Origin of the sequence: Sphingopyxis sp. 2PD (assembly GCF_005503695.1) — a bacterium.
Taxonomy (GTDB): domain Bacteria; phylum Pseudomonadota; class Alphaproteobacteria; order Sphingomonadales; family Sphingomonadaceae; genus Sphingopyxis.
The window spans coordinates 33,017-56,626 of record NZ_SCMU01000012.1 but is presented as its reverse complement, the minus strand read 5'-3'; the positions used below and the strand labels follow the sequence as shown (position 1 = coordinate 56,626).

General features: G+C 64.4%; 19 protein-coding genes. 14 read left to right on the top strand and 5 right to left on the bottom strand.

The genetic code is table 11. The features are described from left to right. Nucleotides 1-29: 29 nt before the first annotated feature. Complete coding sequence (locus FFS18_RS10600; protein ID WP_171005285.1) at nt 30-1,439, bottom strand: metal-dependent hydrolase family protein; 1,410 nt, start codon at nt 1,437-1,439, stop codon at nt 30-32. Nucleotides 1,440-1,561: 122 nt separating this feature from the next. On the opposite strand from FFS18_RS10600, the gene FFS18_RS10595 reads away from it, so the two are divergent. The 5 genes from FFS18_RS10595 (at nt 1,562) to FFS18_RS10575 (ending at nt 8,034) form a co-directional block, all read left to right on the top strand. Beyond that, nucleotides 1,562-4,003, top strand: a complete 2,442-nt coding sequence (locus tag FFS18_RS10595) for a TonB-dependent receptor plug domain-containing protein (protein WP_137870780.1) — start codon at nt 1,562-1,564, stop codon at nt 4,001-4,003. Between the two features lie 193 nt (nt 4,004-4,196). Next, entirely contained in the window at nt 4,197-4,820 is a 624-nt protein-coding gene (locus tag FFS18_RS10590; protein ID WP_120217074.1) for a helix-turn-helix domain-containing protein, read from the top strand. Between the two features lie 167 nt (nt 4,821-4,987). Continuing rightward, nucleotides 4,988-5,998, top strand: coding sequence for a dipeptidase (locus FFS18_RS10585; RefSeq protein WP_171005284.1), 1,011 nt, complete (start codon nt 4,988-4,990; stop codon nt 5,996-5,998). Further along, the gene (locus FFS18_RS10580) at nt 5,995-6,927 is read left to right on the top strand and encodes a tetratricopeptide repeat protein (RefSeq protein ID WP_137870778.1); all 933 of its coding nucleotides are present in this window, start codon (nt 5,995-5,997) and stop codon (nt 6,925-6,927) included. The genes FFS18_RS10585 and FFS18_RS10580 overlap by 4 nt, the downstream gene beginning before the upstream one ends. A 69-nt stretch (nt 6,928-6,996) precedes the next feature. Beyond that, complete coding sequence (locus FFS18_RS10575) at nt 6,997-8,034, top strand: acyl-CoA dehydrogenase family protein (protein ID WP_249340373.1); 1,038 nt, start codon at nt 6,997-6,999, stop codon at nt 8,032-8,034. Here the strand turns inward: FFS18_RS10575 and FFS18_RS10570 are convergent. Together FFS18_RS10570 and FFS18_RS10565 are read right to left on the bottom strand one after the other, a co-directional pair. Continuing rightward, nucleotides 8,031-9,161, bottom strand: a complete 1,131-nt coding sequence (locus tag FFS18_RS10570) for an acyl-CoA dehydrogenase family protein (RefSeq protein ID WP_171005283.1) — start codon at nt 9,159-9,161, stop codon at nt 8,031-8,033. The genes FFS18_RS10575 and FFS18_RS10570 overlap by 4 nt on opposite strands. 49 nt (nt 9,162-9,210) lie before the next feature. After that, a complete protein-coding gene (locus FFS18_RS10565; protein WP_232014705.1) occupies nt 9,211-9,927 on the bottom strand; it encodes a helix-turn-helix transcriptional regulator in 717 nt (238 codons plus the stop codon). A 172-nt stretch (nt 9,928-10,099) separates the two neighbouring features. Between FFS18_RS10565 and FFS18_RS10560 the strand changes: the two genes are divergently transcribed. Both FFS18_RS10560 and FFS18_RS10555 read left to right on the top strand, forming a co-directional pair. After that, nucleotides 10,100-12,550 carry a TonB-dependent receptor gene (locus FFS18_RS10560; RefSeq protein WP_137870777.1) on the top strand — a complete coding sequence of 817 codons (2,451 nt, stop codon included), beginning with the start codon at nt 10,100-10,102 and terminating at the stop codon, nt 12,548-12,550. 14 nt (nt 12,551-12,564) lie between these two features. Further along, on the top strand, nt 12,565-13,503 hold the full coding sequence (locus tag FFS18_RS10555; protein ID WP_171005282.1) for an oxygenase MpaB family protein: 939 nt from the start codon (nt 12,565-12,567) through the stop codon (nt 13,501-13,503). A 4-nt stretch (nt 13,504-13,507) separates the two neighbouring features. Here the strand turns inward: FFS18_RS10555 and FFS18_RS10550 are convergent, their stop codons facing one another. Continuing rightward, the gene (locus FFS18_RS10550) at nt 13,508-14,347 is read right to left on the bottom strand and encodes an HTD2 family dehydratase (protein WP_137870776.1); all 840 of its coding nucleotides are present in this window, start codon (nt 14,345-14,347) and stop codon (nt 13,508-13,510) included. Between the two features lie 8 nt (nt 14,348-14,355). After that, the gene (locus FFS18_RS10545; RefSeq protein WP_137870775.1) at nt 14,356-15,519 is read right to left on the bottom strand and encodes an acyl-CoA dehydrogenase family protein; all 1,164 of its coding nucleotides are present in this window, start codon (nt 15,517-15,519) and stop codon (nt 14,356-14,358) included. A 139-nt stretch (nt 15,520-15,658) separates the two neighbouring features. Between FFS18_RS10545 and FFS18_RS10540 the strand changes: the two genes are divergently transcribed. The 7 genes from FFS18_RS10540 (at nt 15,659) to FFS18_RS10515 (ending at nt 23,568) form a co-directional block, all read left to right on the top strand. Then, nucleotides 15,659-16,456 (top strand): autoinducer binding domain-containing protein, encoded by a 798-nt coding sequence (locus FFS18_RS10540; RefSeq protein ID WP_137870774.1) that lies wholly within the window; start codon nt 15,659-15,661, stop codon nt 16,454-16,456. After that, nucleotides 16,428-17,423: an alpha/beta fold hydrolase gene (locus FFS18_RS10535; RefSeq protein ID WP_249340372.1), complete on the top strand. Its 996-nt coding sequence runs from the start codon at nt 16,428-16,430 to the stop codon at nt 17,421-17,423. The genes FFS18_RS10540 and FFS18_RS10535 overlap by 29 nt, the downstream gene beginning before the upstream one ends. 312 nt (nt 17,424-17,735) lie before the next feature. Continuing rightward, the gene (locus FFS18_RS10530) at nt 17,736-20,117 is read left to right on the top strand and encodes a TonB-dependent receptor (RefSeq protein ID WP_137870773.1); all 2,382 of its coding nucleotides are present in this window, start codon (nt 17,736-17,738) and stop codon (nt 20,115-20,117) included. A gap of 50 nt (nt 20,118-20,167) precedes the next feature. After that, nucleotides 20,168-20,365 carry a hypothetical protein gene (locus tag FFS18_RS17595; protein WP_212743041.1) on the top strand — a complete coding sequence of 66 codons (198 nt, stop codon included), beginning with the start codon at nt 20,168-20,170 and terminating at the stop codon, nt 20,363-20,365. Nucleotides 20,366-20,368: 3 nt separating this feature from the next. After that, a complete protein-coding gene (locus tag FFS18_RS10525) occupies nt 20,369-21,925 on the top strand; it encodes an LVIVD repeat-containing protein (RefSeq protein ID WP_212743040.1) in 1,557 nt (518 codons plus the stop codon). Nucleotides 21,926-21,949: 24 nt separating this feature from the next. After that, nucleotides 21,950-22,867 (top strand): hypothetical protein, encoded by a 918-nt coding sequence (locus FFS18_RS10520; protein ID WP_137870772.1) that lies wholly within the window; start codon nt 21,950-21,952, stop codon nt 22,865-22,867. A 17-nt stretch (nt 22,868-22,884) separates the two neighbouring features. Next, complete coding sequence (locus tag FFS18_RS10515) at nt 22,885-23,568, top strand: fumarylacetoacetate hydrolase family protein (protein WP_120218283.1); 684 nt, start codon at nt 22,885-22,887, stop codon at nt 23,566-23,568. The last annotated feature ends 42 nt before the right edge of the window (nt 23,569-23,610 follow it).

Below are 23,610 nucleotides of genomic sequence, written 5' to 3'. Positions count from 1 at the left end.
TATCTTCGGTGGTTTGGGGTGTTCATTCGTCAATCGGGATGCCGGGCGACAATCTGGCCGTTCTTGATCACGACCGCGACCTTCTCCAGCACGGTGACGTCGCGATAGGGATCGCCCGCAACCGCGATCATGTCGGCATATTTGCCCGGCGCGATCGTGCCGATATTGTCCGATTGGCCGAGCAGCGCCGCGGCGTCGACCGTCGCTGCGCGGAGCGCTGCCATCGGGGTCATCGGACCCTGTTCGACCATCTTGCGAAATTGCCGCGCATTTTCGCCATGCGGGGACACGCCGGCATCGGTGCCAAAGGCGATGTTGACCCCATGGCGCACCGCGAGGCGGATATTGTCGCCCGATACTTTGCGTGCTTCGGCCATCTTGGCCGCCACCGCCGGGGTGATGCGCGCCGTGTCGGCACTGTCGTGCGAATCGAGCAGGCCGAGCGTCGGCACCAGCCAGGTGCCGCGTGCGGCCATCATCTTCGCGGTGTCGGCGTCGAGATAAGTACCGTGCTCGATCGAATCGACCCCGGCGCGCACCGATGCGGTGACCCCCTGCGCGCCGTGCGCATGCGCCGCGACCTTCAGCCCCAGGCTGTGCGCGGTGGTGACGATGGCGTTCAGTTCCTCGTCGCTCAGATGCTGGCCCAGCCCGCGCGCCTGCTGCGACATGATCCCGCCGGTCGAGGTGATCTTGATGAGGTCGGCGCCATATTTCGCGGCCTCGCGCACGCGCAGCGCGCATTGGGTCGCGCCGGTGCAGGCGCCGGTATAGTCATAGGGAAACAGCGCTTCGGTCGTCTTGCGGTTGAGCCCCGACATGTCGCCATGACCGCCGACGATCGACAGCGAGGTGCCGGACAGGAAGATGCGGGGGCCGGTGACGATACCCTCGTTGATCGCATCGCGCAGCGCGTGGATCGCATAACCGTCCGACCCGACAACGCGAACCGTCGTGAAGCCTGCCTCCAGGGTCTTTTTCGCATTGGAAAAGGAAAAGAGCGCGACATCTTCAGGCGTGTCGATCGCCGCCGACCATAGCCGGGTCGCGGGCGAGAAGCTGAAATGGACATGAGTATCGATCAGCCCGGGCAGCACCGTGCGGTCCTTGAGGTCGATCACCGTCGCGCCGCCGCCATCGATATGGCCCGGCAGGATCTCGGCTATCCGCTCGTTGCGCACGACGATCGTCGTCGGGCCGAGTGGGCGCTCGCCGGGCACCGCGATCACCGATCCCGCATGGATAACAAGGTCTTGTGCGGCCGGGTCCGGCTGGGCCGCTCCCGCAGCACCCACCAGCAGCGCGACAAATGCCGATACCGACACGGCGCCAAGGCGATGGAGCGACCGGACACGCGTGGACGGGTTGGCGATGTCGGTCACGTCTTGAGGCTCCCCGTCGATCGGGCTGGTGCAGATCAGCGGCAGCCCTCGAGCCACCACATAGGAATATTTTGCTGGCTAGGCAATAAAATTTATGAAAGGAAAAAGTTCAAGAATAAGACGAAACCCGGAAATTTGCGATTTCCAGGGTCGATAATGGGTTACCAAGGAGGGAAATAATGTCGAAGTTCGTTTCACGTCTGCTGTTGTCGTCGGCGCTCGCATTCGCGATGGCGCCGGTTGCCCAGGCACAGACGCCGCCGCCCGAAGCGGAAGGTGCCGACACCGATGAAGGTGGCAGCGACATCGTCGTCATCGGCACGCGCCGCAAGGACCGCTCGATCACCGACAGCTCGGTCGCGATCGACGTCATTGCCCCCGAAAGCATCACCGCGACCGGCTATACCGACGTGAACGACGCACTGCGCACGCTCGTCCCCGCCTTCAATGCCCAGCGCCTGCAGGGCAATGACGGTTCGTCGTTCGTCCGCCCCATCACGCTGCGCGGTTCGCCCGCCGACCATGTTCTGCTGTTGATGAACGGCAAGCGCCGTCACCGCGCATCGATCGTCCAGATCGGTACCGGTCACTCGTCGACCTCGGGTTCGCAGGGTCAGGATTTCAACGTCATTCCGCCGATCGCGCTGTCGAGCGTCGAGGTGCTGCGCGACGGCGCGTCGGCGCAATATGGCTCCGACGCGATCGCCGGGGTGATCAACATGGAGTTGAAAAAGCAGAAAAGCGGCGGCTCGATCATCGGGCAGGTCGGCGAATATTTCAGCACCGGCGGCCGCACCTATGACATTCAGGGCCATATCGCGGTGCCGGTCGGCGACAACGCCTATTTCAACCTGGCGGCCCAATATACCGATCAGGCGAAGGCCTATGCGCGCAAGGCCAGCCATGCGGGCGCCGTCGCGCTGCGCGCGGCGGGTATCCCGGGCGTGCCCGAGCATCCCGAAGGCAACCTTGACCCGCGCTATATGGCGTTCAAGTCGGTATGGAACGCCGGTATCGAGCTGAGCGATTCGCTCGAACTCTATACCTTCGGCAACTATATGACCGGCAAGAGCTCGGTGACCTTTGGCCTCCGCCAGCCGATCACCGCGGGTGGGCTGAACCGGCACGGCACCTATGCCAATTCGGCCTTCGACCTGTCGCCCGCGCACCCGCAGCTGTTCGACCTGACGCGCGTCTATCCGGGCGGCTTCACCCCCGAATTCGGCGGCCACCTCGAAGATTTCAGCGCCCTCGTTGGCCTCCGCGATCAGGAAGGGCCGCTGACTTGGGATCTGTCGGCGCGCTATGGCACCAACACCGTCGATTATTCGATCACCGGCACGATCAACGCGTCGATGGGGGTCAATTCGCCGACGTCGTTCAAGCCGGGTTCGCTGACCCAGCGCGAAATCCAGTTCGACGGCGAAATTTCCTATGAGCTGAACGACCAGATCTTGCTGTTCGCGGGCGCCAGCCATCGCAAGGAAACCTATGTCATCGGCGAGGGCGACCTTGCCAGCTATCTGACCGGGCCGCTGCGCGATCTGCCCGCCGGATCGAACGGCTTCCAGGGCTTCTCCCCCGAATTTGCGGGCAGCTTTGACTCGAACAGCTATGCGGTGTTCGCCGAAGTCGACGCCGATATCACCCCGTGGTGGAACCTGTCGGTCGCCGGTCGTTACGAGGATTACGACCAGTTCGGCACCAACTTCAGCTACAAGGCGGCGACCCGCTTCGAGCTGAGCGACGCCTTCGCCCTGCGCGGGTCGGTGAGCACCGGCTTCCGCGCCCCCGCCGCCGGTCAGGTGTTCGGGACCAGCCTGACCTCGCAGCTCGACGGGGTTGGCGGCTTCATCCTCGACGCCGTGCTGGTACCGGGTTCGCCCGCGGCGCAGGTGTTCGGGTCGGAGGCGCTGACGCCCGAAACATCGTTCAACATGTCGGCCGGCGTGGTGTTCACCGGGCTGGACGGCTTCCTGACCACGCTCGATTTCTATCAGATCGATGTCGATGATCGCCTGTTGCTGACGCCGTCGCGCAACACGACCGCCGCCGAACGCGCCGCGCTGGCCGCGATCAATTTCCCGAACGGCGGCGACATTCAGCAGGTGCGTTATTTCCAGAACGAAATGGACACCCGCGTGCGCGGCTTCGACCTGGTCAGCACCTATCGCCACAGCTGGTCGGACAATGCCTCGACCGACTTCAGCCTGGCGGTGAACTATAATGAACAGCATCTGCGCGGCGCACCGCCTCCGGGCTTCAGCCCGGCGATCGTGACCGAATTCGAACGGGGAACGCCGCGCTGGCGCGGCAATTTCTCGACGACAACCAAGGTTGGCGATTTCGGGTTCATGGCGCGCGCCGTCCATTATGGCTCGTGGCGTCGTCTGGATGGCGCGACCTTCCTGCCGCGCAAGGCGGTGACCTTGTTCGACGCCGAAATCTCCTACACCGGGATCCAGGATGTCGAGCTCAGCGTCGGGGCGCGCAACATATTCAACATCTTCCCGCCCGATCGCGGTGCGGCCCGCGCGCGCGCTGGTCTGATCTACGACAACCACAGCGTGTTCGGGGTTGCCGGCGGCTTCTATTATCTGAACGCCAAATATAAGTTCTGATCCTCGCGTTCCGCGAGACGCAGATTGTTTCCGGTGGGCCTATGCGGCGCTGACATGGGCGAAATGTCAGCGCCGTAGCCTATCGGAAATTTGTGCATTATAGGATTGGGACGCGGACGGGGCCGCTTGTGTCGCATAACGGCCCCGGATTCGTCGATCTTGCACTGTTTGGCCAAGGTAAGGACCGCCGATAATGCCCCCCAGAACAGCAGATGAACCCGAAATTCTGGGCGCCGTTCGTCAGTCGAAACGGCCGCGAACCGAAGGGTTTCATCTGGGACGGCGCCTGCACCAGCTTCGCCGCGAGCGCGGGATGACGCTGGAAGATGCGGGGCGGTTGACGTCGCTCGCCGCATCGACGCTGTCGAAGATCGAAAATGACCAGATGTCGCCGACCTTTGACGTCGTACAGAAACTGGCGCTGGGGTTCGACATCGACATTACCGAGCTGTTTGCCAGCAATAGCGGACAGGATGCGGCGGGGCGGCGCAGCATCACCCTTGCCGGGGCGGGGCGGCCGATGGAAACCCCCGTGTATAACCACCGCCTGATTGCGGTCGAGCTGAAGCACAAGAAGATCCTGCCGTTCGTGACCACGATCAAGGCGCGCAGCCTGGAGGATTTCAAGGCCTGGTCGCAGCATAGCGGCGAGGAGTTTCTGTACGTGCTGGAGGGCGAGATCTGTTTCCAGACCGAGCATTATGAGCCCGCGATCCTGGGGGTCGGCGACAGCGTCTATATCGACAGCAGCATGCAGCATGCCGCCTATTCGACCAGCGAGCAGGACGCGGTGGTGCTGTGGGTCAACACCGGCTGATTTCCGCCGACGGCGACTGCGCGCCGCAGGATTTTGCGTCTCTTGCAATAATTTTCTTATCGGCTATAAATTTCCAATAGAAAATATTGGGAGTCGGTAGGATGGGCAGGGCGATGGATAGACGACAATTTGTGCTTTGGGGGGCGGCCCTATCGGCCGCCGTGGCGATGTCACCGACTTTGGCCGCGAAGACCACCGCGCGCCCGCTGACCTTTGACGCGATGGGCGAGGTCCGGTTCGAATATGACGCGGCGCTGGTCGGCCAGATGCGCGACAGCGGGCTCGACGCGATCACCGTCACCCTGTGCGATCCCAAGACTTATGAGGCGCACGCTTATGACGACGCGATCCAGGCGGTGCTCGACCATGACGCGCATATCGCTGCCAACCCTGCGCTGTTCCTGAAAGCGACGCGCACCAGCGACATCGACGTCGCGCGCCGCAACGGCCAGATCGCGATCTATTATCTGTTCCAGAATTCGACCCAGTTCGGGCGCGACCTCGATAATATCGACCTGTTCTATAAACTGGGCGTCCGTTCTTCGCAGATCACCTATAACGACCAGAATTGGGCGGGTGCGGGGTGCAAGGAATTGGGCGCCAATGGCTTGACCCATTTCGGCCGCGAGGTCGTGGCACGGATGAACAAGGTCGGGATGCTGATCGACCTGTCGCACGCCAATATGCAGACGATGGCCGACACGATCAACGCGTCGGCCGATCCGGTGATCATTTCGCACACCGCGTGCATGGCGATGCACAAGAATGTCCGCAACACCACCGACGACAATCTGCGGCTGCTCGCCAGCAAGGGCGGCGTGGTCGGCATCTGCCAGATGCGGCCGTTCCTGACCACGAAGCGTCAGGGCGCGCTCGCCGATTATTTCCGCCATATCGACCATGCGGTAAAGCTGATCGGTGCTGAGCATGTCGCAATCGGCAGCGACCGCGACCACCGCGTCGTCGAAATGACCGACGCCTATATCGCCGAGTTGAAGCGCGAAGAGGGCGCCAATTTCAACGCCGACGACTGGCCGCTGTTCATCGACGAACTCAACGGTCCGCGCCGGATGGAAGTGGTGTGGGACGGGGTGCGCAAGCTGGGCTATGCGTCGAGCGACGTCGAAAAGATCATGGGGACGAACGTCCGCCGCATCTATCAGGATGTGGTTGGATGATCGTGCGCGCATCCATGGCCGCGCTGGCGCTGCTGGGCGCCGCGGTTCCGGGCTTTGCGCAGCCCGCGGCGACCAGTGCCGGGCAATGCACGACCAGCCTGATCGGCACGCCGCTCAGCCTGCCGAAATTTTCGGTGGCGACGCAGAAGCGGCTCGATCAGGATATCGAGATCGCGCGCGCGGCGCTGCGCATCGCGCCCGACCGCGAGGATTCATACATTTGGCTGGGCCGCCGCCTCGACTATGCCGGGCGGATTTGCGATGCAGTCGACGCGTTCACCGACGGGCTGAAGGTCTTTCCGAATAGCTACAAGCTCTACCGTTTTCGCGCCCGCGACCTGACCCGCGCGCGGCAATTCGACGCCGCACTCGCCGACTACAGCAAGGCGCTCGAGTTGATGGGCGACATCCCTGACACGTTCGAGCCCGACGGGCTGCCCAACCCGATCGGGCTGACGATCAGCACCTATCGCGGTAATATTGTTTATTATCACGCGCAGACCAGCTTCGCGACCGGCGACTATCAGACCGTTGTCGACGGGATGGCGAAGTCGCTGGCACTTTCGGCCGATTTTGCGCGCGACGATATGCGCGTGCCGACCGCCTATTGGACCTATATCGCCTATCGCAAGATGGGCGAGCACGCCAAGGCGCGCGCCGCGATCGACGCGATCGAGCCGGGGCTGAAACTGATCGAGAACGACATCTATTACCAAGCGGTCCAGATCATGCAGGGGCGTCTGAAGCCCGCCGACGTTGGCGCGACGAAGGACAGCACGATCAAATTCGCGATCGCGATGGAGCGCCGCTTTGCGCGCGACGAAGCGGGTGCGAAGGCGCTGCTGGCCGAAATCATCGCCGAAAATGCGCAGGGACACTGGCCGTCCGAAGCCGAGCTGGCGGCGCCGGATCGGGCGCCGCGACGATAGCGGCCCTGCCACGCCAATCAGCTAGACCCCGCCCGCCGGATCCCGCATGATGTTTGCGGGAGATCTGACGTGACATATGACATCGCTGCCCTCGACTTGCCGCTGCGCGACGAGCAGCAAATGCTGCGCGACAGCGTGCAGCGTTTCCTGGCCGACAATGCGCAGCCCGGTTGGCGCGATCTGGTGGAATCGCTAGGGCTGGCCGGGGTAGCGGTCCCCGAACCGCACGGCGGTTTTGGCGGCAGCGCGATCGACATCGCGGTGGTGATGGCGGAACTCGGACCGGCGCTGGCGGGTGCCGACTGGCTGTCGCATACGGCGGCGACGATGCTGCTTGCGCGCGCGGCGCCCGATCATGCGGCGCTAGCCGATCTGGCAACCGGCGACCGGCGCGCCGCGATGATCTGCACGGCTTCGAGTGCGACGATGCCGATCGTTGATGCCGGCGGGGCGGTGCACGGGACCGCAACGCTGGTCGCGGGCGGCGCCGAGGCCGACCTGTTCGTGCTCGCCGATGGCGATGCCGTGCTGCTTTTCGCGGCGGACCGCGACAAGGTTGAGCAGCGCCACCGTATCATGCACGACGGCAGTGTGACTGCCGACCTGAGCCTGACGTTGAAGGCCGGCGAGGCAGACGTGCTGGCGACAGGGGCGGCAGCGCGCGCGCTGGCTGAATGGGCCAACGACGTTGTCCTCGTCGGCCGCTGCGCCGAGGCGGTCGGGCTTATCCGCCATATGATCGCCGCCAGCGCCGACTATCTGGGTCAGCGCCAGCAGTTCGGGCGCCCAATCGGTACCTTCCAGGCGCTCCGCCACCGCGCCGCCGATATGCAACTGGCGGCGATGAAGGCCGCGGCACTGACCGAAGCGGCGATACTGGCGGTCGACCAAGACCGCGCCGACCGCGTAGCAAGGGTGAGCGCCGCCTGCGTCGAGATTGCCGATGCGGTGCGGATCGTCGGTGAAGGTGCGGTGCAGATCCATGGCGCGATGGGGCTGACCGAAGAGCTGAGCCTTGGCAGCCATTTCAAGCGCGCACTGGCGATTGCAGCAGCGATGGGGCCGCGCGCCGATCATCTGGCGCGATTTGCCGAAGCGGCGGCTTAGCCCAGCATCAGCCGCGCGATCAGGTCGCGCTGGATCTCGTTCGACCCCGCATAGATGCTCGCTGCGCGGTCGTTGAGGTAGCGCGGCACTGCGACCGCCAGTTCGGCGGGAACCTGTCCGTCGGTATCGGCCCAGGCTGCATGGCCCGCGATGTCGCACGCCAGTGTATCGATCCGCTGGGCGCTTTCGGTGCCGAGGATCTTGAGCGCCGAGGCGTAGAGCGCCGGGCTGCCGCCGACGCCGCGCATCGCTTTCAGCTCGAGCGCCTGCAGCGCCTGCAACGCGATCGCCTCGCGCTCAATCTGCGCGCGCAGTACCGGATCGGCGACGGATTGCGCGCGCAGGCCGGCCAGGCGCGCCATCAGGCCCGGCGCATATTTGCCACCGCGTTCAAAGGTCAGCAGGTGCTTGGCGACCGACCAGCCCTCATTCTCGCCGCCCAGCCGGTTCGCCTGCGGCACCCGGACATCGTCGAAGAAGACCTGATTGAACTCATGATCGCCCGCCAGCGTGCGGATCGGTTCGACTTTGATGCCGGGGGTCATCATGTCGAGCAGCAGGAAGCTGATCCCGGCCTGCGGCTTACCCTCGCTCGACGTGCGGACGAGCGCGAACATGCGGTTGGCGAAATGCGCGTGGGTCGTCCAGATTTTCGACCCGTTCAGCACGTAATCGCTGCCGTCGGGGACCGCGCGCAACTGCAACGCCGCAAGGTCGGATCCCGCCCCGGGCTCCGAAAAACCCTGGCACCAATAATCCTCGCCCGACAGGATGCGCGGCAGATAATGGGCGCGCTGCTCGGCGCTGCCATAATGCATGATCACCGGCGCCACCATCTTCAGCCCCATCGGGGCGAGGTTCGGCGTCCCGGCGCGGGCGCATTCGGCGGTGAAGATATAGCGTTCGATCTCGCTCCAGCCCGGGCCGCCGAACTCGGCCGGCCAGTCGGGCGCGGCCCAGCCGCGCGCGTGCAGGATGCGCTGCCAGGGCAGCGAGACGGCGGGATCGTGAAAGACGCTGGTGGCACGACTGGCGGCGCGGCGCAGGTCATCCGGCAACGCCTCGGCAAGAAAGGCGCGAACTTCGTCGCGAAAAGCCTCGAGCGCGGGATCGTTCAGCATGTCCATGGCCTCGCCTTGTACGCCGCGGGATCGGCAGGCCAAGCTGGCACCTGCATCAGGCGGCCCGCGCACCGACGAAGCCGAGCCCCGCAGCAATCTGGATCGACTGCGCGCGCCCGGTCGCGCCCAGCTTGGCGGCAGCATTGCGCAGGTGAAAGCGTACGGTCGATACCGAGAGCGACAGGATGATGCCGATCTCGCCATCGGTCTTGCCCGCCGCCGCCCAGCGCAGACACTGCACCTCGCGCCGCGTCAGCGTTTGCGGGACGGTCGCGTTGCGCGGCCGCCCGCGCGCTTCATTGTGGGTCGCGACCAGCTTGAGCGCGAGATTGTGCAGGTCGCCGGCATGCTGGTCGAACAGCGCCGCGACCCCCACCGGCTCGCGCGAGCACCAGAAGACCGCGCCGACCAGCCCGCGCGGCAGATGCACGGGCGCGATGATCGCCTCGCCGAAATTCGGTGTGCTCTTTGCCTGCTCGCAATCGACCGCGGCGAGCAATTGCGTCGGACGCCAGGTCCGCAACTGGCCGTCGCTGTAGTAAAAGGGTTCGGCGGTCAGCCGCGCTGCGGTCAGGAAGGCGATCTGCAGCGCGAGCTTGCGATCGCGCCAATATTGGTGCGCGGGATCGATCCAGCGAAAGCTGGTTTCGGCATAGGGCCGCCCGTCGGCGTCGGCCATCGGTTCGGGATCACCGAGGTCGGCCTGCGCCGCGATATAGGGCAGCCCGATCGCATCCCCCGCGGCCTGCACGGCGCGAACCAGCGACGGCATTTGTGCCCAGCCTGTCGATCGATCATCGGTCACTCGGCCCCGTCTCCATCCATCCTGCCACGGATGCCAGCTTGTGACTGACCCCGCGATTTCGTCTTTGGCCAGCGTCCGGCTGTCCGCACGCTCGCACAAAGACGAGCCTCGCGACAAGTCGTTTGAGGGAGGATGAGTGATGAAGGCATTCCGTATCGTTCTGGCGGCCAGCGCCGCGACCGGCATTGCGCTGTCCGTACCAGCGGTCGCCGCCGAGGAAACTGCCGCGGACGCGGTAGCGCCAGAAGGCGAGATCATCGTCACCGCGCAGCGACGCGCCGAATCGATGAACGATGTCGGCATGGCGATCCAGGCGGTCGATGGCGCGACGCTGGAAAATCTGCGCGTCACCGACCTGCGCGACCTGACCACGGTCGCCCCCAGCTTTACCGTGTCGCAAAGCTATCAGGGGGTGCCGACCTATACGCTGCGCGGCATCGGCTTCAACACGATCAACCTGTCCGCAACCTCGACCGTCGGCACCTATGTCGACGAGGTCGCTTATGCCTATCCGATCATGAACACCGGGCCGGTGATGGATCTGGAGCGGGTCGAAGTGCTGAAGGGGCCGCAGGGGACGCTGTACGGCCGCAACACCACCGCGGGGCTGATCAATTTCATCACCGCCAAGCCGACCGACAGCTTTGACGCCAGCATCAGGTCCGATCTGGGCAATTACCAGACCTACAATATCGGCGGTCATATCTCTGGCCCGCTGGGCGAGGGGATCGCGGCCCGCGTGTCGTTCCGCAGCGAGAATAGCGACAAGGGCTGGCAGGTCAGCAATACGCGCGGCGAACGGCTGGGCGAGGTCGAGAAATATGGAGTGCGCGGGGCGCTGGCGATCGATCCCGCCCCGGGGACGCATTTCGACCTGTCGGTCACCTGGTGGCGCAACAAATCGGACACTGTCGCGGGGCAGGGGATCGGCTTCACGCCCGCGACCAATCCGGCGACCGGCACCAGCAATTCGCGCTTCTTCAACGCGCCGGGGCTGGCCAATTATATCGCGGGCAATTTCCCGACCAAGGCCAGCCAAGCCGACTGGGCGCCCGAAGCCAGCCGTTCGGCAGACATCGGGACGGGGCTCGGCTTGGATGGGCCGCTGGCCGAGAATAATCGCTTTTGGGGACTGAAGCTACGCTGGGACCAGGATCTGGGCGACACGATGAAGCTTGTTTCGCTGACCAGCTATAATGATTTCAAGCGCGATGCGCTGTCCGACTGGAGCGGCGCGCCTTATGAAATCCTGCTCCAGAATACCGTCGGGCGGATCAAGAGCTTTGCGCAGGAACTGCATGTCGAGGGTGAGGCGGGAGCAGCCAACTGGCTGGTCGGTGCCTATTTCGCCAACGACCGGATCATCGATTCGAACCGCACCTTGCTGGGTCAGAATGCCAATGTCGGGCTGATCCGCGCTGCCGGAGCGCCGCTGCTCGCCAGCCCGCTCTTCAACTCGGCGGGTTACACGCCGCTCCAACTGAGCCAGGCATTTCGTACCTATGAGGATTTCGGCCGCATCCGCACCAAGACGTGGAGCGTGTTTGCCAACGCCGATGCCGAGCTGACCGATCAGCTCAAGCTGACCGCAGGGATCCGCTACACCGAGGACAAGCAGCGCTACAACGGCTGCTCGCGCGACTTCAACGGCAATATGCTGCCGAACGTCAACGTCGTGAACCGCGCGCTATACCTGCAAACCTATGGCGTCCTAGCGCCGCAGATCAGCCAGGGGCAGTGCAACACCTTTGACCCGGCAACCGGCACCTTTGGCGAGGTGCGGTCGCTGCTGAAGGAAAATAATGTCGCGTGGCGCGTCGCGCTCGACTGGTCGCCGGACGATGACACGCTGATCTATGCGTCGGTGTCGCGCGGCTATAAATCGGGGACGACGCCGATCAACGCCGCCAATTTGGCGCGCCAGAATGCGCCGGTGACGCAGGAAAAGCTGACCGCCTATGAACTGGGGATCAAGGCGACGCTCGCCGACCGGCTGGTGCAGGCGAACCTGTCGGCTTTCTATTATGATTACCGCGACAAGCAGATCAGCACCTATTTCGCCGATCCGATCTACACCGCGCTGTCGCGGCTCGACAACGTCCCCGACAGCGAGGCCTATGGTGTCGAGGGCGAGCTCACGATCCGTCCGGCGACGGGGCTCACGATCGCCGCCAACGCACTCTATCTCAAGACGCGGATCAACGGTTACAATGGGACCAACGCCGCGGGTCAGCCTGAAAATTTCGATGGTGCCGAATTCATCTACAGCCCCAAATTTCAGGGCAGCCTAACGTTCGCCTATGACACGCCGGTGAGCGATACGCTGAACCTGACCGGGGCGGTGAACGCGCGCTATCAGAGCCGGTCGAACACGATTTTCGAGGATATCGACATCTACAAGGTCGATTCCTATGGCACGGTCAGCGCCAGCCTGGGGTTGAAAAGCGAGAGCGGCTGGTCGGTGTCGTTGTGGGCGAAAAATCTGTTCGACAAATATTATTGGTCGGCGGTCGCCAGCAATGCCAATGTCGTGGTGCGATTTGCCAACCCGCCGCGGACCTATGGCCTGACCGTGGGGTTCGATTTCTAACGGGAGCGATGGTGATGGCGCTGGCGATAGAGGACAATTATCTGGGGACGGCGATCGATTTCGCCGGGCCGCCGGGTGAGCCCGCCTTGCTGGCGCCCGATAGCATCCAGTGGCGGGTGTACAAGAACCCGATCGCGCTGGGGATCGGCGGCATTGCGGCGGTGCTGCTGGAATTTGCCGAACCGCGCATCCGGTCGGGGGTGTGGGATCATTCGACGTACAAGGTCGATCCGATCGGCCGATCGCGCCGTACGGGTCTGGTCGCGATGCTCGCCTGCTATGGACCGGCAAGCAGTGCCAAGGATGTGATCGGCAAGGTCAACCGGATGCACGGCAAGGTGAAGGGGGCAACCCCCGCGGGGCAGACGTATCGCGCGCTCGACCCCGTGCTGCTCGATTGGGTCGCGGCGACGGCGTCCTATGGTTTTCTGATGGCCTATGACCGCTTCGTCCACCCGCTGAGCGATGCCGACAAGGATCGCTTCATGCGCGACGGCGATGCGATCGGGCGCGAATTCGGGGCGCTGCACACGCCGCCAACGGTCGGCGCGTTCATGACGATGCTGGACCGGCTCGAACCTTCGTTCGAACCGCATCCGATCCTGTTCGAGTTTCTGGACATCATCCAGTCGGGCAGGGCGGCGCCGGGGGTGCCGCGCTTCCTGCACCGCGCCATCGCGCGCGCATCGGTTTCGCTGCTTCCGGCGCACATCCGGCAGCGGCTGGAGCTGGGTTCGGCGTTCGACCTGACGCGGCTCGACCGGTTGCTGCTCGGCACCGCGGGGCGCCTCGCCGACCGCCGCGTCGATCGCAAATCGCCACCAAGTCTCGCCAGCATGCGGCTGGGCCTGCCGCATGACTTTCTGTATCGGTCGCGGGGCGAGCAACAGCGGCTGCTGGCGGCGCGCGGGCAACCTCGACACGCGGTGCAAAGCCAGCTCGCGCCGAATTAGACGATCAGTTTGTAACCTCGGCGCGCATCGTCGGGCGTCCATGGGCGTCGCGCGCCCATAGCCGCGCGCCGCCTCCCTCGCGCGCCAGGCAGAGGTCGAACGGGATGCCGTCGAGCAAGGGGGCTTCGGCGCGGAAGCTGAAGCGGGTCGGCGTCAGGCCGGGCATTTCGCGCCGCGCATGGTCGATCAGCAGCGTCGCAATCAGCGGGCCGTGCACGACCAGCCCGGGGTAGCCCTCGACGTCGCGGGCGTAGTCGCGGTCGTAGTGAATGCGGTGCGCGTTGAAGGTGAGCGCCGAATAACGGAACAGCAGGATGGGATCGGGCATCACGCGACGGACCGCATCGGCGGGTTCGGGGACGGACGCGGGGGCGGGTTCGGCAAGGGGCGGCGAGGCGGCCGTCGCGGGCGCGCGATAGACCAGATCCTGCTCCTCGCGGATCGCCGGGATGCCGTCCGCTGCAATCTCGTGCTGCAAGGTCACGAACAGCAGGTCGCCGCTGGCGCCGCGCTTGGCGCGGATCGCGGCGATTGTGGTGACGCGGGTCAGCGCGGCGCCGACCGCGATCGGGGCGAGGAATTCGACGCGCCCTCCCGCCCACATCCGGCGCGGGAGCGGGACAGGCGGCAGCAAGCCGCCGTCGTCGCGGCGCGGGTGGCCATCGTCGCCGATCGCCGACTGCCGCGCATCGGGCAGGAAATAGAGCCAGTGGCCGAGCGGCGGCACAATTGCGGGCGACGCGGGATCATGGTCGAGCAAGGCGCCAAGACCGACGAGCGGCGCCGCGGTTGCCATATCGTGCCGCGTTTCGCTGCGCCCGATCCAGTCCGAATAATCGTCCATCGCGGTCCTCAGAAACTTTTGGGTAGGCCAAGCGCGTGCGTCGCGACGTGGCTCAGGATCAAATTGGTGCTGATCGGTGCCACCTGATACAGCCGCGTTTCACGGAACTTGCGCTCAATGTCATATTCCTCGGCAAAACCGAAGCCGCCGTGCGTCTGGACGCACATGTCGGCGGCGTACCAGCTCGCTTCCGACGCCAGCATCTTCGCCATATTCGCCTCGGTCCCGCCATCCTGTCCGGCGTCGAACAGCCGCGCCGCCTTGTCGACCATCTCCGCTGCGGCGGCGAGCTGGACATAGGCGCGCGCGATCGGAAACTGGACGCCCTGATTTTCGCCGATCGCGCGGCCGAACACCTCGCGCTCTTTCGCATAGGCTGCGGCGCGGTCGATGAAGAAGCGGCCGTCGCCGATACATTCGGACGCGATCAGGATGCGTTCGGCGTTCATTCCGGACAATATATAGCGAAAACCCTTGCCTTCCTCGCCGATGAGGTTGGCGGCGGGAACTTTGAGGTCGTCAAAGAACAGCTCGGTCGTTGCATGGTTGAGCATCGTGCGGACGGGGCGGATGGTCAGCCCATTGCCGACCGCCGCGCGCATGTCGACCAGCAGCACGCTCATGCCGTCCGACGATTTGGCGCAGTCCTCGCGCGGGGTGGTGCGGCACAGCAGGATCATCAGGTCCGAATGTTCGGCGCGGCTGATCCAGATTTTCTGGCCGTTGACGATATAATCGTCGCCAACCCGGCGGGCGAAGGTGCGGATGCGCGTGGTATCTGTCCCCGCGGTTGGTTCGGTCACCCCAAAGGCTTGCAGGCGCAGATCGCCGCTGGCGATCGCGGGCAGATAGGCGGCCTTTTGCGCCGCCGAACCATGTTTCAGCAGCGTCCCCATCGTGTACATCTGCGCATGGCAAGCGCCGCCATTGCACCCCGACCGGTGGATTTCCTCGAGCACCGCGGTTGCCGCGCCGAGCCCCAGCCCCGACCCGCCGAATTCCTCGGGGATCAGCACCGACAGGAAACCGGCTTCGGTCAGGGTGCGGACAAACTCAGTCGGATAGATGCGGTCGCGGTCGAGCCTTTGCCAATATTCGCCGGGAAAGCCCGCGCACAGGCGGCGTACCGCGTCGCGAATTTCCGGATAGCTTTGCGGCTGGGCTTCGGACATCGGCACTCGCTCTCCCTGATCGTTCGCTCAGCCTTAAGCCGACGTCATGCGGCGCGCCAAGATGAATCGATAGCGGCGGCCCTCTTTAAACGCACTGTATAATCGGGCTATGACACCGCCGCCGAGTCAGGAGGTCGCCATGTCCGAAGTCCAGCCGTTTCTATCCGATCGCCGCGGCGCTTTTGGTCGGTATCTGGTGGCGCATCGCAAGCGCGACGGCCGTTCGCAGCTGGCCCTCGCGCTCGACGCCGGCGTGTCGTGCCGCCATCTGGGGTTCCTCGAAACCGGCCGCGCCAAGCCCAGCGCTGCCATGGTGGCCCGACTGGCTGCGGCGCTCCGCCTGTCGGGCATGGAACAGGATCAATTGTTGCTGGCGGCAGGGCTGGCGCCGCGTTTTGCGGACCGGGTTCGCGACACCGGGACGCTGGAGATGCGCGCGTTTGACGCGGTTTTCGCGCTGGCTGGATCGACGTCGGCGGCGCGGTCGACCGCGATTGCGGCCGAATTTTTCGGCGAGATCGGCATCGATCATTTCATCACCGGCACGCTGCGCGGCTCGCGCGCCGGCTGGGACATCCGCCGCGACGCGGGCGGCCGCCCCGCCGTCGGATGGCTCCAGCACAATGTCACGAACCGCTATCGCAACGTCGATTATCTGGTCCGCGCGACCGCGGCGCGCGACCGTGGCTTTTTCTGGAGCGATATTCCGCCCGCGCTAATGAACGACGCCCAGCGCCGCATCCTGGCCGAAGCGCGCGATTTTCGGATCAACGACGGTTTCGTCCTGCCGATCCCGGTCGGCGACGGGTCGGTTCGCGCCTTTTCGTCGTGGGGCGAGCGCATCGACATCGCTAGCGAGACCCGCACGGCGGCGTCGCTGGTGGCGCGGGCGCTGGTGGAAAATCTGGATGACCTCAGCCGCCTACCTGCGGGGTAGTGGCGCGGCGCATGAACCGCTGACATCGTGCGGCTCCACCGTCGAGGGGCAGATGATGAACAGGCGTGAGGTTTTTGCAGGGACGCTGGCGGGCGCCGCCGCGCTGGCGCTGGCGGCAACAGCGACGCACGCGGCACCGCGCGCGGGAACGACGAGTCCAGCGTGGGTCACGGCGCCGGACGGGACGCGCCTGTACGTCCGCAGCTGGGGAACCGGCGCGCCGATCCTCTTCCTGTCGGGTTGGGCGCTGTCGTCGGACATGTGGGCATATCAGATGGCGACGCTGTCCGAACGCGGGTTCCGCTGCATCGCTTTCGACCGGCGCGGCCATGGTCGGTCGGACGATCCGGGGCGCGGCTATGATTATGCGACGCTGGCGGGCGATGTCGATGCGGTGCTGACCGCGCTCGACGTCAGGGGCGCGGCGGTCGTCGCCCATTCGATGAGCGGCGGTGAGATATTGCGCTATCTGGGCGGCAAGCCAGCGACGGGCCGGGTCGCGCGCGTGCTGTTCCTGGCGACGACGCTGCCATGCCTCGCGGCCAAGCCCGACAATCCGGCGGGGGTGCCCGCCGCTGCCTTCGATCAGATGCGTCAGCAATTTTATCGCGATTTTCCGCAATGGATCGACAGCAACAGCGACGCGTTCGTGGTTCCCGAAACCAGCCCGCTGATGCGCCAATGGATCAAGAATATCATGCTCGGCACGTCGCTGCGCGCAGTCATCGACCTCAACCGGGCGATGACCGCAGCGGATTTCCGCGCCGACCTTCGCGCCATCAACATCCCGGCCCTGTTCATCCATGGCGACAAAGACGCCTCCGCGCCGCTTGCGCTCACCGGGCTGCCGGCGTCGCAGCTGATGAAGTCGGCGCGGCTGGTCGTTTATGAAGGCGCCCCGCATGGGCTGTTCGTGACCCACATCGACCGCCTGAACGCCGATATCGAGGCGTTTGCGAAGGCCTGACCGACTGTCGATCCGACGATCTTGAACGCTTTCAGCGGAAACGCGCCGATGACGCACGCGCGGCGAGACCGGCTATCTGTGCGCCGTTCACGCGCTGGCCGAGAAAATTACCATTGCGATCCAAGGTGATGCTACCGGCGGAGCCCGACATCCCATCTTTCGCTATATCCAAAATCGAATATCAGACGATATACAATCTATTATATAGATATATAAACACCGGTAACGTCCAATCTGCAAATCAAACGGGCCGAACCTGGTGCTTTCCCTCTACAAGCTTGGGGCGCGGGCGGTCGTTGGGGGAGACGGACAATGAAATCAACACGGACCATGCGCGGGGCGCTTCTCGTAACGGCGGCGGCTTTTGCGGTACCGGGCCTCGCTCATGCCCAAGCCGCGCCCGACGGCGCGGTGGAGGCGTCGGCGAACGACGAGATCGTCGTCACCGCCCGCAAGCGCGAGGAGAGCCTGCAAGACGTGCCGATTTCGGTTCAGGCGTTCAGCGGCGCCGCGCTGGAGCAGGCGGGGATCAAGGATTTTTCCGAAATCGCGTACCGCGTTCCCGGCCTGAAGCTGAGCGCCGAACGCGCGGTTGATACCGAGCTGTTTATCCGCGGCATCGGGTCGGACATCCAAGGCGCGGGCGCCGATGGCGCGGTCGGCATCTTTGTAGATGGCGCCTATCTGTCGCGCGGCACCGGATCGCTTCTCGACCTCTATGATCTCGAGCGCGTCGAGGTGCTCAAGGGGCCGCAGGCGCTGCGTTTCGGTAAAAGCGTCGTCGGCGGGTTGATCAACTATGTGACCAAAAAACCGGGCGATCAGTTCGAGGGTCGGGTTGAGGCGACCTATGGCAATTACGACAAGCTCGACGTCGCGGCTTCGGTGCGCGGGCCGGTGTCCGACACGGTGGGCATCGGTCTGGTCGTCAGTTCGCGCAGCCACGACGGCTATGCGATCAACACGCGCGGCGGCGACGAGGAGGATCAGAATGTCCAGTCGGTGCGCGCCCAGCTGCGCTGGCAGCCGTCGGCGACGATCGATATCAATCTGTCCGCCGATTATACGCGGCACCGCGACGGGGCGCGGTGGGTCGATGTGATCGTTCCCGGCGACAGCAATGAAGTCACGTACAACAGCTTCTTCGCGCCGCCGATTGCCAGCCTGCCCGGCTTTGTCCTGCCCGACCGCAACGCCCCGTTCAAAAATGCCAACCCCCGCAGGGGAGCGCATAATTTCACCGGCTTCCAGAATTCGGACATGTATGGGGTCAGCGGCTCGATCGACTGGGAAGCGAACGACAATCTGAGCATTGCGTCGCAGACCGCTTATCGCGATTCCTCGCTGGCGGCGCGCGAAGACGGGTCGGGGCTGTTTTTCAACTTCCCGATCGATCCGGCAACCAACGCGCCCGACGTCACCTCGGCGATGGTCGCGGGGCTCGATGTCTATCTGGCAACCGTCCCCGACAGCTATTTCGACAGCGGCAAGGCCGAAGACGTCAAACAATTCTCGCAGGAACTGCGGCTGCGCTGGGACGATGGCGGTCCGTTGCGGCTGGAAGGCGGGGTCTATTATCTGCGCGAAAAGATCCGCCGCGCCGAGGATGTGAACTTCCTGTTCGCCGATTTCCAGGCGATCACCGAATTCGCCTTTTCGATGGCCTTTGGCGGCACGCCCGCCTCGCCCTTTCCAGGGTCGAACCATACGGTCACGACGTCCAAGAACGCCAATATCGGGGTGTTCGGCGAGGTCAGCTACAGCCTGACCGACCAGCTGACCTTTGATGCCGGGCTGCGCTATGCCTATGACCGCAAACGCTATTCGAACAACCGGTCGGGGGAATCGTTCGAGGGCGCCCCGGTGAACTTTACCGTGACCGACAAACGCAGCTGGGACGCCTGGCTGCCCAGCGCCACGCTGCGTTTTGAACCGAACAACGACGTCACCCTCTATGCCCGCTATGCCAAGGGGTACAAGCCGGGTGGCTGGACCGGCGAGGATGCCAACACCCCCGCCGAAGCCTTGGTGTCGTTCGAGCCAGAAACCGCCGACAGTTTTGAATTGGGGGCGAAGCTGGCGCTTGCGGACCGGCGCGTGTTCGTCAACGCCGCAGCCTATTACACGCTGTACGACAATCTTCAGACCAACCAGTTCCTGTCGCCCGGCCCGGGTCTGCCGCCCGACAATTTCGTATTCAACGCGGCGAACGGCACGCGCGCTTACGGGCTGGAGCTCGACATACAGGCGCGACTGACTGACAGTTTCAGCGTGTCGGGCAACTATGCCTATTCGCGGTGCAATTTTACCGGCGAGTTGATCATCGACGACGACGGCACCGACCTCGACGGCAACAGCTGTCGCCGCACCCCCAAGCATGCATTCGGCATTTCGGCCAAGCTGGACCAGCCGGTCAGCGACAAGATTGTTCTGATCGCGGGGAGTGATTTCCAATATACTGGCGCCAATTTCTTCGACAATCCCAACTCGCCGCTGCTCAAATTCGACAGCGAAATCCTGCTGAACGCGCGGATCGGGGTGCGCGACGTGGACAGCAAATGGGAATTGACCGCCTGGGCCAAGAATCTGACTAACGAGCTGAATTATACCAGCAAGCTCGCGCTGTTCGGGACGATCTACGGCACCTATATTCCGCCGCGCACCTATGGCGTGACGGCCCGGTTCCGTTTCTGACGGCGCGCCGCGACCATGTTTGCCGGGATTGACGAGACGGGAGGCCGCCGATGAAACGCGTAAACAGGATCATCGGCGGCGGCGCGGCAGTCGTTGCGGGGCTGCTCTATGCCACCGCGCTGATCGCGGCGAGCGGCGAGGGCGGCCACCCGACCGGCCCCGTCAACATCGTCGATCCCTATCTGAAGGCATGGCATCAGGCGACGCCGGAGAACCCGCCGGCGCCGCCCAAGCCCGACGTCGATTAAGGCATGGACCCGGCGATCGGCGCGTTCCGCCACCCGGTCGCCACCCCGCTGACCACCAATGCGCCCAATTTTTCGGGGCAGCTCGATCATTGGGATCAGAATAGCTACGCCAAAAATGTCGAAGTGATCGGTTTTTATCCCGGGGTCACATCACCTTGGCACGCGTGGGCCAGCGTCGTCGATTTCGGCGGCAAGCGGTACCTTTACACCCACGACCGCGACTATCTGCGGATCATGGACGTGACCGATCCGCGCCAGGCCAGGGTGGTCTGGTCACAAGGCGGCGTGTGGAACAGCAAGGGGGCCAGCGAAGATTGGGACGCGTCGGCGGTCACCGACTATTTCGGCGGCGTCACCATCGCGTGGAACAAGAAACTGCGGCGCAATGTGCTCGTCGCATCCTATGAGATCGGGCGTTTCGGCCTGATGGACGACAAGCTGCGCCAGCCGGACAAGGTCGCGGCGCAGCGCAATTACAATTCGCTGAAGGGCTTCAAGGTGTTCGTGATGAACTGCCCGACCCCCGACAAATGGGATCTGATCGCGACGCGCACCACCGACTATCAGCATCCCGACGCGCCGATCGGCCAACAGCAAGGATCGGGCGCGCTCGACGCGGCGACCTGGTGGGGCGGCCGATATATGCTGCTGTCGGCGGCGCCTGACGACAGCTATGCGCTGACCGAATATCCCGACTATCTTTATTCGCCCGGCTATCAGGTCTGGGACATGGACGATCCCGCCAATCCCAAATTCGTGTCGCAGATCAGCGTGCCCGGACAGCGGCTCGGCGACAAGGACAGCGAAGCGGCGTACCGCGCCAATCCGCGCGCGGGCAACCGCACCAGCTGGATGGGGTCGCGCAACCCGATCGTGCTGACCAAGCCGATCGAGGCCGGCGGCCGGATCGGTTTCGGCGGCATGGGCGGGCTCGGCTTTTACACCTTTGACCTTGCCGATCCCGCCAACCCGAAGACGCTCGGCCACCTCAGCGTGCCGCCGAGCTATGCGGGGACCGAGTTCGACAATGTCGATGTCAGCCAATATGACCGCACCGGCTTCGTGTTCTCGAACGGCTATCCGATGAACGAGAATTGTTACGAGCCGTACAAGGATATTTTCTCGATCGACGTGCGCGATCCGGCCAACCCGAAGGTCGCGGCGAAGTTCCCGCGTCCGGTGCCGCCGCCGGGCGCCGCCTTCACCGATTTTTGCCAGCGGCGCGGCAGCTTCGGGCCGAAGCGGTCGGGCGGGCTGGGGCAGCCCGAGGGCGGGCGCCAGGGGCTTGCCATTTATGCGTTCTACAACGCCGGGATCCAGATTTTCGACGTGAAAGACCCGGCGAAACCGAGCATCGCGGGCTATTTTGTCCCGCGCTTCCCGACCAAGGAGGAGCTGCCCGAGTATACGTTCGGCAATTCGACCTTCGCGGTCTTCACCGAATATGACCGCAACATCATCTGGGCCTTTTCGGTCAACGGCGTTTACGCGCTGTCGAGCCCGCTGCTCGGCAAGCCGCGGCTCGGTGCGCCGAAGAAAATCTGGCCGGAACGTCACTAGGTCGATCTTGAAGGACTGAAAATCATGCATGACTGGAAGATTGGGTTGGCGGGAGCGCTGCTCCTCGCCGGATGCTCGGGCGCGCCCGCGAAAAAGGTCCCGGAAAAGCCCATCGAACCGGCAGGGAACAACATCCTGCACATCAGCTGGGGCGGTATCGCCGAGGCCGATGCGGGTGAGGCGAAGCGGCATTGGTCGACCTATAGCATCAACCTGGTCGACGGTGATCCCGCCTATGGCTGGCTGTCGGACAAGAATATCCGCTTTCCGCACACGTTGAATTTCGAACTGGCGGGCAATGGCAAGATCGATGCGGTCGTGATCGACAGCCGGTTCGAGCCGGTGGTCCGCGAAGACGGGTCGATGTCGCAGACCGCCGAAGGATCGCCGGTGCGGCGCTTTGCGATGCTGGGGTCGACGACCGGCCCAGACGGGCCGTTCGAACTGCTGGTCGATGGCGAGGCAAAGGCCGATGCCCGGACCTTGGTCGAATTGCCCAAGCAGGGCCGCGCGCGCTGGCTGCGGCTGCGCATCGACAGCAATTGGGCCGGGAGCGGCGCGACGCGGCTGTCCGATGTCGCGATCATCGGCGACGTCGAACAACGCGGCGCCGCGGCGGTGGCGGACGTTAGCGGCGTCTATAGCCATGAATATGGTCCGATCATGCTGCGGCAGCGCGGCAACGAGATTCTGGGGTGCTACAACAATGGCCTCGGCACATTGCGCGGCACGATCTTTGGCCGGATCATGCGGCTCGCCTGGTTCTCGAGGGAAGAGGGCAGCATCGGCGCGGCGACGCTGGTGGCGGCGAACGACAAGCTGTACGGCTTTTGGTATCGCCCCGAGGATCAGATGGGCAGCCCGTGGAACGCCGACAAGCAAAGCGGCCTCGACGGGGCCGATCTGGGCAAGTGCCGCGCGATCCTCTATCCGCCGGGCTGAACAGCAAAGGGCGCCGCATGAATACCGTCTTTTCGATCGATCATCCGTCCGCCGAAATTGCCGGGAGCGATCGGCGGTTTCCGATCCGGCGCATCTTTTGCGTCGGCAAAAATTATGCCGATCATGCCCGCGAAATGGGCGGTGATCCCGACCGCGAACCGCCCTTTTTCTTTTCCAAACCCGCCGATGCGATTGTCGCGGCGGGCGCCGACATTGTGATGCCGCCGCGCACCACCAACCTGCATCACGAGATCGAGCTGGTCGTGGCGCTGGGAGGCGGTGGCGCCAATATCGGCGAGGACGACGCGCTGGCAGCGGTGTTCGGCTATGCTGTCGGCAACGATTTGACCCGCCGCGATCTGCAGGCCGATGCCAAGGCCGGGGGGCGACCGTGGGACATGGCCAAGGGTTTCGACCATAGCGCGGTGCTGTCGCCGATCCGCCCGGTGACCGAGGTCGGCCATCCATCCACGGCGCGCATCTGGCTGTCGGTCAACGATGAGCTGCGCCAGGACGGCGACATTGCCGACATGATCTGGCCGGTGGCCGACATCATCGCCGAACTGTCGACCTATGTCGAGCTGAAGGCGGGCGATCTGATCTATACCGGCACCCCCGCAGGCGTCGGACGCATCGTCGCTGGCGACCGGGTCGCGGGCGGCATCGACGGCGTTGGCGCGATCGCCAATCGCTTCGTCTGACGCGTCCCATATAACTTCTGGCATATATCGACGCGGCCATTC

What these genes read in the sequence shown, in the direction of transcription:
- FFS18_RS10595 (WP_137870780.1), top strand. Translation starts at nt 1,562, where the DNA reads ATGTCGAAGTTCGTTTCACGTCTGCTGTTGTCGTCGGCGCTCGCATTC.
- FFS18_RS10590 (WP_120217074.1), top strand. Translation starts at nt 4,197, where the DNA reads ATGCCCCCCAGAACAGCAGATGAACCCGAAATTCTGGGCGCCGTTCGT.
- FFS18_RS10585 (WP_171005284.1), top strand. Translation starts at nt 4,988, where the DNA reads ATGTCACCGACTTTGGCCGCGAAGACCACCGCGCGCCCGCTGACCTTT.
- FFS18_RS10580 (WP_137870778.1), top strand. Translation starts at nt 5,995, where the DNA reads ATGATCGTGCGCGCATCCATGGCCGCGCTGGCGCTGCTGGGCGCCGCG.
- FFS18_RS10570 (WP_171005283.1), bottom strand. Translation starts at nt 9,161, where the DNA reads ATGGACATGCTGAACGATCCCGCGCTCGAGGCTTTTCGCGACGAAGTT.
- FFS18_RS10565 (WP_232014705.1), bottom strand. Translation starts at nt 9,927, where the DNA reads ATGCCGTCGCTGGTTCGCGCCGTGCAGGCCGCGGGGGATGCGATCGGG.
- FFS18_RS10560 (WP_137870777.1), top strand. Translation starts at nt 10,100, where the DNA reads ATGAAGGCATTCCGTATCGTTCTGGCGGCCAGCGCCGCGACCGGCATT.
- FFS18_RS10555 (WP_171005282.1), top strand. Translation starts at nt 12,565, where the DNA reads ATGGCGCTGGCGATAGAGGACAATTATCTGGGGACGGCGATCGATTTC.
- FFS18_RS10550 (WP_137870776.1), bottom strand. Translation starts at nt 14,347, where the DNA reads ATGGACGATTATTCGGACTGGATCGGGCGCAGCGAAACGCGGCACGAT.
- FFS18_RS10545 (WP_137870775.1), bottom strand. Translation starts at nt 15,519, where the DNA reads ATGTCCGAAGCCCAGCCGCAAAGCTATCCGGAAATTCGCGACGCGGTA.
- FFS18_RS10540 (WP_137870774.1), top strand. Translation starts at nt 15,659, where the DNA reads ATGTCCGAAGTCCAGCCGTTTCTATCCGATCGCCGCGGCGCTTTTGGT.
- FFS18_RS10535 (WP_249340372.1), top strand. Translation starts at nt 16,428, where the DNA reads ATGACCTCAGCCGCCTACCTGCGGGGTAGTGGCGCGGCGCATGAACCG.
- FFS18_RS10530 (WP_137870773.1), top strand. Translation starts at nt 17,736, where the DNA reads ATGAAATCAACACGGACCATGCGCGGGGCGCTTCTCGTAACGGCGGCG.
- FFS18_RS17595 (WP_212743041.1), top strand. Translation starts at nt 20,168, where the DNA reads ATGAAACGCGTAAACAGGATCATCGGCGGCGGCGCGGCAGTCGTTGCG.
- FFS18_RS10525 (WP_212743040.1), top strand. Translation starts at nt 20,369, where the DNA reads ATGGACCCGGCGATCGGCGCGTTCCGCCACCCGGTCGCCACCCCGCTG.
- FFS18_RS10520 (WP_137870772.1), top strand. Translation starts at nt 21,950, where the DNA reads ATGCATGACTGGAAGATTGGGTTGGCGGGAGCGCTGCTCCTCGCCGGA.
- FFS18_RS10515 (WP_120218283.1), top strand. Translation starts at nt 22,885, where the DNA reads ATGAATACCGTCTTTTCGATCGATCATCCGTCCGCCGAAATTGCCGGG.